This is a genomic window from Microbacterium sp. (genome assembly GCF_036566905.1).
Lineage (GTDB): Bacteria > Actinomycetota > Actinomycetes > Actinomycetales > Microbacteriaceae > Microbacterium.
Genome location: NZ_DATCVK010000250.1, coordinates 1 through 5388, shown reverse-complemented (window position 1 = coordinate 5388; position 5388 = coordinate 1). Strand labels below are relative to the sequence as shown.

Annotated in this window: 6 protein-coding genes; all 6 read right to left on the bottom strand. The window is 72.6% G+C overall.

Translation table 11 applies throughout. The features are described from left to right. A partial coding sequence (locus VIP82_RS23005; RefSeq protein WP_331912963.1) for a GntR family transcriptional regulator occupies positions 1-194 on the bottom strand: 194 nt, incomplete at its 3' end. Positions 195-327: 133 nt separating this feature from the next. Then, on the bottom strand, positions 328-1614 hold the full coding sequence (locus VIP82_RS23000; RefSeq protein WP_331912961.1) for an ABC transporter substrate-binding protein: 1287 nt from the start codon (positions 1612-1614) through the stop codon (positions 328-330). Between the two features lie 41 nt (positions 1615-1655). After that, positions 1656-2798, bottom strand: coding sequence for a branched-chain amino acid ABC transporter permease (locus VIP82_RS22995; protein WP_331912959.1), 1143 nt, complete (start codon positions 2796-2798; stop codon positions 1656-1658). Next, positions 2795-3673 (bottom strand): branched-chain amino acid ABC transporter permease, encoded by an 879-nt coding sequence (locus VIP82_RS22990; protein WP_331912958.1) that lies wholly within the window; start codon positions 3671-3673, stop codon positions 2795-2797. The genes VIP82_RS22995 and VIP82_RS22990 overlap by 4 nt, the downstream gene beginning before the upstream one ends. Next, positions 3673-4425 (bottom strand): ABC transporter ATP-binding protein, encoded by a 753-nt coding sequence (locus VIP82_RS22985; RefSeq protein ID WP_331912956.1) that lies wholly within the window; start codon positions 4423-4425, stop codon positions 3673-3675. Before VIP82_RS22985 ends, VIP82_RS22990 begins: the two co-directional genes overlap by 1 nt. Then, the gene (locus tag VIP82_RS22980; protein ID WP_331912954.1) at positions 4422-5159 is read right to left on the bottom strand and encodes an ABC transporter ATP-binding protein; all 738 of its coding nucleotides are present in this window, start codon (positions 5157-5159) and stop codon (positions 4422-4424) included. The genes VIP82_RS22985 and VIP82_RS22980 overlap by 4 nt, the downstream gene beginning before the upstream one ends. Positions 5160-5388: the final 229 nt, after the last annotated feature.

Here is a 5388-nt window from a genome sequence, read left to right as displayed (position 1 = left end):
GCGTAGACCTCGCCCACGGTGTTGCGGGCGACGCCGAGATCGGCGGCGAGCAGCCGCGACGCCGGCAGGCGCGTTCCGACGGGGAGCCGGCCGTCCGCGACCAGCGCGCGCAGGCTCGTCTCGATCTCGCGCACCGAGCGCCCGCCGCGCAACGGGAGGTAGAGGTCGAGGCCGGGCGCGGCATCCGTCTGCATCGCACTCCCCCGATCGCACCGTCGCTGCCGACCCTACCGGCGGCGACCGACGTGCGCCGGGCGCGATCGCGGAGTGCCGACCCGAGTCGAACGGCCCGGACCCGCGCGGGGCCCGGGCCGTTCGCGCCGGCGATCAGGAGCCGGGGACGCCCTCGCCCGAGAGCGCGACGGGCGACGGGTCGACCGCGGTCACGGTGCCGCCGTCGACCACGTAGGTCGCTCCGACGTAGTCCTGCACGCCCTGGTCGACGGCGGTGATGCCGACGCCGAGGTAGGCCGCGTGGCTGTCCTCCCCGAACGAGAGCGGAAGGATGCCGTTGCCGGCGAGATCGCCGGAGCCCACGGCGTCGACCAACGACTCCCGCGTCGGGTTCTCGCCGGCGGCCTCGAGGGCTTCGGCGAACAGGTAGGCGACGCTCATGCCGTAGATGGTGTTGCCGTCGAACGGCGCGCCGTCGTTGTACTCCTCGTTGATCTGCTGGAACAGCGTGACCCACTCCGAGTCGCCGCCCGACGACGGAAGGTAGTTGGTGCCGACGAGGCCCTGCAGCAGCTTGGGTCCGACGTCGGCGCCGAGGTATCCGACGAGCGTCTCGTAGTCGGCGCCCGACGACGACGAGAACCACATCGGGAACCAGCCCATCTGCGCGGCGGTCCCGACGGCCAGTGCAGTGAACCCGTTGATGGTCGCGAGGATGTTGATCTCGCAGCCGGCAGCCTTGAGGGCGCCGATCTGCGCCGCGACGTCCTGGTTCGAGACCGAGTACCGCTCGATCTGGCCGAGCCCGTCGGCGCCGAGGGCCAGCTCGGCGCCCTCGATCATCTCGTCGCCGAAGTCGTCGTCCTGGCCGAGCAGGCACACCACCTTGTCGGGGTACTCGTCGGCGGCGTACTGCGCGAGCGCCGCGCCCTCGACGACGTAGTCGGCGTTGAACCCGAACGTGTACGGGTACTTCTCCGGCTGGTTCCAGCTCGTCGAGCCCGACGCCACGAACAGGTCGGGCACCTCGTTCTGGGTGAGGTAGTCGAGGACGGCGGTGTGCGTCGGCGTGCCGAGGCCGTTCACGATCGCGAACACCTCGTCCTCCTGCACGAGCTCGCGGACCACGGTCTGCGTGTTCGCGGGGTTGTAGCCGTCGTCCTTGACGATGTACTCGATGTCGCGGCCGTGGACGCCGCCGTTCTCGTTCAGATAGGCGAAGTACGCCGTCGCGGCCGCCGAGATCGACGAGTAGCCCGCGGCGGCCGGCCCGGTCAGCGGCGTGTGCGTGCCGATCGTCACGGTGTCGTCGCTGACGCCGGGGACGGCCTCGTCGGCCCCGCCAGGGGCGGCTGGCGTGCTGCAGCCGGCGAGTGCGACGGCGACGGCCGATGCGCCGACCAGCGCCGCGACGCAGCGTGTGAGGGAGTGCTGTGACATGGTCACCTCTTTCTGTGGGGTGGTGCGGGACGAGAGGACGATCACGGATGCCGCGCCCCGGCGACCGCAGCCGCAGACGGCTCGCGTGCGGGCGGCGGGGGGTTCGACTCGGTCGACCCTGCGGCGACGACGGCCTCGCGGGAGCGCACGGCGGGAGGCCGCGCCGTGCGACGTCGCCGCCGGAGGCCGGCGAGCCCGCCGGGCCACGCGAGCATGACCACGATGAGGAGCACGCCGAACACGAGGATCGAGAGGTTGCCCGACAGCCGCTGCGCGACCTCGGCCGGCAGCGGGAGGGCGGCCGTCGCGGTCCCGAGCAGCCACGGCAGCAGCACGATGAGCGCGGAGCCGATCGCCGCGCCGCCGATGCTGCCGAGTCCGCCGAGCACGACCGCCACGACGAGCAGCAGCGAGAACGAGAGCGTGTACGCGCCGGGGCTCACCGACTGCGTCACGAAGCAGAGCACCGCACCGCCCGCCCCGGCCGCGACGGAGCTGACCGTGAACGCGGTCACCTTCACCCTGCCGGAGCGCACGCCGTTGAGGCGCGCGGCGGTCTCGTCGTCGCGCACCGCCCGCATGCGCAGTCCGAGGCGTCCGCCGGTGAGGGCGGCGAGCGCGGTGACGACGACGCCCGCGACGAGGATCGCGACCCACGCCTGCCACTGCTCGACGGCGATGAGCCGCTCGAGCACGGGCGGCACGCCGTCGTAGGCGATCTGCACGCCCTGGTCACCCCGCAGCACGCCCGAGAACACCGCCGCGACGGCGGGCACCGCGATCACGAGCGTGAGCGTCACGCCGGCGAGGTACGGTCCGCGCAGCCGCGCGGCGGCAAGTCCCAGCAGCCAGCCGAGTGCGGCCGATACGACGACCGCGACCAGCATGCCCATCAGGAATCGCGGGATGCCGGTGATGCCGGCATCCGTCATCGCATTCGCCGTGAGCGCGTAGCCGTAGCCGCCTGCGGCCATGAGGGCGGCCTGCCCCAGCGAGAGCTGCCCGCTCTGCCCGATGAGCAGCGTGAGCCCCGCGGTCGCGCAGAAGTAGGCCGCCACCATGGCGAGCTGGAAGTTGCGATAGGGGTCGAGCAGGAACGTGCCGCCGATGGCGATCAGCGTGAGCACGCCACCGAACACCAGGATACGAGGGACGCCACGCAGCGAAGGGAGCAGGCGGGTCATGCGCTCCTCGCCTCCCGCAGCGAGAAGATGCCACCGGGTCGCACGAGCAGCACCCCGACGAGCAGCACCAGCACGCCGATGGGCGCGACGGTCGCACCGAGGTACCCGGTCACCAGCGTCATCGCGACACCCACGACGAGCCCGCCCACCAGCGCACCCGCCGGGGAGTCCAGCCCGCCGACGACGGCCACGGCGAAGGCGTAGACGAACAGCATGTCGGTGGCGTGCGGGTTGAGCCCCAATTCGGTCGGCACGAGCAGCATGGCGGCGAGCGCGGCGACCGCGGCCGACAGCATCCAGCCGATCGTGACCATGCGGCCCACCCGCACCCCGAGCACGCGCGACACCTCGGGGGCGAACGCCGAGGCGCGCAGCTGGAGCCCGAGCGATGTGCGGGTGAACAGCAGCGCGAGCACCGCCATGACCGCCAGCGCGACGACGAGCACGAACAGGTCGTAGGGCGACAGCAGGGGCACGCCGCCGATCGTGATCGGGCTGTCGTCGAACGGCGCGCGCATCGGGCGGTACTGCGCCCCGAACAGGATGCCGAGCAGCGACTGGAGCACCATCACCAGCCCGATGGCCACGATCACTCCCGACAGCGGACTGCTGTACGGGGTGAAGCGCATGAGGCCGCGTTCCACGCCCAGGCCGATCGCGGCGCCGGCGATGAGCCCGGCCGCCAGCCCCGCCCAGTACGAGCCGGTGAGGCCGGTCACCGCGAACGCGGCGTACGTCGCGACGAGCGCCATCGCACCCTGAGCGAAGTTCACGATGCGCGCGGCGCGCCAGATCAGCACCAGCGACAGCGCGAACAGGGCGAAGATCGCGCCGCGCGCGAGCCCGGTGGCCAGGAGGAAGAGCAGTCGGTCCATCAGAATCCCAGGTAGGCGTGTCGGAGGGTCTCATCGGCGGCGAGGACCGCAGCGGGCGCGTCCGCTACGACGCGGCCGAGGTCGAGCACGACACCGCGGTCGGCGATCGACAGCGCGCTCGTGACGTTCTGCTCGGCGAGCAGCACGGTCAGCCCACGGCTGGCGGCGGCATCCCGCAGCGTCCCCATCAGCTGCGCGACGACGAGGGGCGCGAGCCCCAGTGACGGCTCGTCGAGCGCGAGGAGCACGGGATCGGCGATCAACGCGCGTCCGACGGCGAGCATCTGCCGCTCTCCGCCGGACAGCTGGTGCCCGGCGCTCGTGCGGCGACGGGCGAGCGGCTCGAACAGCTCGTAGATCTCGTCGATGGCGCGCTCCCGCGCTGCCCCACGGTGCCGCCAGAGCGCACCGAGTCGCAGATTCTCGTCGACCGTGAGCTCGGCGACCACGCTCTGCCCGTCGGGCACGAGGGCGAGTCCGCGCCGGGCGCGATCCTCGGTGCGGAACCTCGCGAGGTCGTCGCCGTCGAGGACGAGGGTGCCGGATGCCGCTGGCACCAGCCCCGCGAGGGTGCGCAGGAGCGTGGTCTTGCCCGCGCCGTTCGCGCCCAGGAGCGCCACGATCTCGCCCGGAGCGAGCGCGAAACCGACGCCGTGGAGCACGGGGGCTCCGCCGTATCCCACGGTGAGGTCGCGGATCTCGAGCGCGCCGCGGTGGGCGACCGCCTGCGGCTGCGCGCTGACCCGAGTCATGCTCGTGCCTTCACGCCGAGGTACGCCTCTTCGACCCGGGGATCCATGCGCACCTCGTCGGGCGTGCCGCGGGCGATGACGCGACCGAAGTCCAGCACGACGATGCGGTCGGCGAGACCCATGACGAAGTCGACGTGATGCTCGACCAGCAGCACCGCGCAGCCGGTCTCGGCGACGCGCGCGATGACATCGCCGAGGGCCGCGATGTCGTCGGCGCCCAGACCGCCCGCCGGTTCGTCGAGCAGCAGCAGGCGAGGGGAGGTGACGAGGGCGCGGGCGAGCGCCATCCGCTTGCGGTCGGGATACGACAGCGTGGTCACCGGGCGATCGGCGAGGTCGTCGAGGTCGAGCGCGCCCAGCTGCGCGGCGACGAGCTCGTCGGCGTCACGTCGGCCGGCCACGGGCAGCAGGACGTTCTCGCGCGCGGTGAGTCCGGCGAACAGACCCAGCCCCTGCAGGGTGCGCGAGACGCCGCGCGCGGTCAGTGCGGCAGTGCGCCGCGGTGCGGCGGCGCCGTCGATGCGCACCTCGCCGCGACGGCGGACGAGCCCGCAGACTGCGTTGAAGACGGTGGTCTTGCCGGCGCCGTTGGGCCCGATGAGTGCGACCACTCCGCCGGGACGGACATCGAACGAGACGCCGTCGAGGGCGGTCAGCCCGCCGAACGCGACGCTGAGGTCGCTCACCTCGAGCCGCGCGGGAGCGCGGTCGTCGGCAGTGGATCGTACGTTCATCGGCACCTCTTCGTGTCGGATGCGCCCACTGTAGCGCAGAAACCGACCGGGCGGTATGTTCTTGTTGCACGATCGTGATCCGCATCGCGCGGTCCCCGCCCCGAGCTGCTCCGCTGTCACACATCGGGAGCGCCGGGCACAGAATGCGACAGGCGAGCAGCAGGCACGCGGACACTCGCGGCGAGCGCCGCGCGAGGCACCGGCGGCGGGCGCGCCGCGCCGCGCGAGG

Excerpts from the sequence above, each read along its gene's own strand:
- VIP82_RS22990 (WP_331912958.1), bottom strand. The coding sequence starts at position 3,673 with ATGGACCGACTGCTCTTCCTCCTGGCCACCGGGCTCGCGCGCGGCGCG.
- VIP82_RS22995 (WP_331912959.1), bottom strand. The coding sequence starts at position 2,798 with ATGACCCGCCTGCTCCCTTCGCTGCGTGGCGTCCCTCGTATCCTGGTG.
- VIP82_RS22980 (WP_331912954.1), bottom strand. The coding sequence starts at position 5,159 with ATGAACGTACGATCCACTGCCGACGACCGCGCTCCCGCGCGGCTCGAG.
- VIP82_RS23000 (WP_331912961.1), bottom strand. The coding sequence starts at position 1,614 with ATGTCACAGCACTCCCTCACACGCTGCGTCGCGGCGCTGGTCGGCGCA.
- VIP82_RS22985 (WP_331912956.1), bottom strand. The coding sequence starts at position 4,425 with ATGACTCGGGTCAGCGCGCAGCCGCAGGCGGTCGCCCACCGCGGCGCG.